2 protein-coding genes are annotated in these 2,244 nt (G+C 76.4%); both read right to left on the bottom strand.

The window, feature by feature from the left end:
• The coding region (locus tag AB8A24_RS22410) for an ATP-binding cassette domain-containing protein (RefSeq protein WP_369477309.1) at positions 1–952 on the bottom strand (952 nt) is incomplete at its 3' end.
• Positions 949–2,199, bottom strand: coding sequence for an energy-coupling factor transporter transmembrane component T (locus tag AB8A24_RS22405; protein WP_369477381.1), 1,251 nt, complete (start codon positions 2,197–2,199; stop codon positions 949–951). The genes AB8A24_RS22405 and AB8A24_RS22410, both read right to left, overlap by 4 nt.
• Positions 2,200–2,244 lie beyond the last annotated feature (45 nt).

The following is a 2,244-nucleotide window of genomic DNA, read 5'->3' as shown; positions in this document are numbered from 1 at the left end:
CTGGATTTGCCGAGGCTGCACCTTCCAGCCCCGCCGGCGTTTGAGGCGCGGGGTCCGGGGCGGAGCCCTGGGAAGCGGAGGGGCGGGCGGGGTCGGACGGGCGGCCCGCAGAGGTCGACGGGGCCGAGCCCGCCGCAGGCGACAGGCGGGAGCGGAGTGGAGCGGCCTGGCGGCGGGCGTCGCGGACCGAGAGGGGGAGCGGGGACCAGCCCGCGAGGCGGCCCAGGGAGACCACCGGCGGGTGGACCGGGGAGACGGCCATGATCTCCGCCGGGGTACCGATGACCGGAGCCGCGCCCGGCGACGCCAGGAGCAGGACCTGGTCGGCGTACTGGACGACCCGCTCCAGCCGGTGCTCCGCCATCAGCACGGTCGTGCCCAGGTCGTGCACCAGGCGCTGGAGGACCGCGAGGACCTCCTCCGCCGCCGCCGGATCCAGCGCGGACGTCGGCTCGTCCAGCACCAGCACCTTGGGGTGCGGGGTGAGGACCGAGCCGATCGCGACCCGCTGCTGCTGGCCGCCGGACAGCGTCGCGATCGGCCGGTCGCGCAGCTCGTTCAGGCCCAGCAGGTCCAGGGTCTCCTCCACCCGGCGGCGCATCACCGCAGGTGGCAGGCCCAGGGACTCCATGCCGTAGGCGAGCTCGTCCTCCACCGTGTCCGTCACGAAGTGCGCGAGGGGATCCTGGCCGACCGTGCCGACCACGTCCGCGAGCTCGCGCGGCTTGTGGGTGCGCGTGTCCCGGCCGGCGACCGTGACCCGGCCCCGCAGTGTGCCGCCCGTGAAGTGCGGGACCAGTCCGGAGACCGCCCCCAGCAGGGTGGACTTGCCGACGCCCGACGGGCCGACCAGCAGCGTCAGCTCCCCCTCGGGGATCACCAGGTCGACGCCCCGCAGACAGGGGCCGGACGCGTCCTCGTAGGTGACCGACACCTGATCGAAGCGGATCACTGCGACGCCTCCTTGGGCGGTACGGGTGCCACGAAGGCGGGCAGCAGGCCGATCAGGATCGCCGCCGCCGGCCACAGCGGGAGCGTGGGGGCCGTCAGCGGGACCACGCCCGGGTGCAGCGCGGCGGGATCGACGGAACCGGCGTGGATCAGCAGCGCCGCGACGGCCGCGCCCGATCCGGAGACCAGCCAGGCCCGCGCACCCCAGCGGTCGGGCCGGTAGCGGGTCCGCACCGACCGGCGGCCGCCGAGGCGCAGGCCCGCGACGGCCAGGGCCGCGCCACCGCCGAGCACGGGGAGCCCGTACGCGGCACCCTGCGCGGCGAGCAGGCCGTACGTGCCGGCGCACATGCCGAGCAGGCCGCCGAGGGTGAGCGCGTTGGTGGTGTGCCGGACCGCGGGCGGGACCTCGGCCGTGCGGCCGTAGCCGCGGGCGTCCATCGAGGCGGCGATGGCGACGGAGCGTTCCAGGGCGCCCTCCAGGACCGGCAGGCCGATCTGGAGGATCGCCTTCACCCCACCGGTGGGGCGGCCGCGCAGCCGGCGGGCGGTCCGCAGACGGACGACGTCGGCGACCATGTTCGGCGCGAACGTCATGGCGACGACGACGGCGACCCCGGCCTCGTACAGGGCGGCCGGGAGGGACTTCAGCAGCCGCGCCGGATTCGCGAGGGCGTTCGCCGCGCCGACGCACACCAGGAGGGTGGCCAGCTTCAGGCCGTCGTAGAAGGCGAAGACGAGCTGCTCGGCGGTGACGCGGCCGCCGAAACGGATGCCCTGGGCCCAGGCCGGCAGCGGGATCTCCGGAAGGGTGAAGACGGTGTGCGAGCCGGGGATGGGGGAGCCGAGGAGCATGGAGAAGAGCAGGCGCAGGCCGATGACGAAGAGGCCGAGTTTGAGGAAGGCGCCGTAGGAACGGGCCCAGGGCGCGTCGGTGCGGCGGGCCGCGACCACATAACCGGCGACGCCGATGATCAGCCCGAGCAGCAGCGGGTTGGTGGTGCGGGAGGCGGCGGTGGCGAGACCGAGGGCCCACAGCCACCAGGCCCCCGCGTGCAGGGCGGTGGCGCGCACGGCCTGCGGGGGCCGCCACCTTTCGTACGTCGACCGGCGCGGGGCGTCCTGCGCCCCGGCCGGGCTCCGCCGGGCCGGGGACACGCCGTCGGGTGCGGCCCCGGTGGGGGCGTGCCCGCCCGGCCGGCGGGCCGGGGGCGCGCCGGCCGACGGCCCGGTGTCGTGGTCCGTCATCGGGTGCGGCGGCGGGACTGCCAGACGCCGGCCGCCGCCAGCGCG

Source organism: Streptomyces sp. BF23-19 (assembly GCF_041106355.1).
GTDB classification, from domain to species: domain Bacteria; phylum Actinomycetota; class Actinomycetes; order Streptomycetales; family Streptomycetaceae; genus Streptomyces; species Streptomyces virginiae_A.
This window is presented reverse-complemented; position numbering and strand designations above follow the sequence as displayed.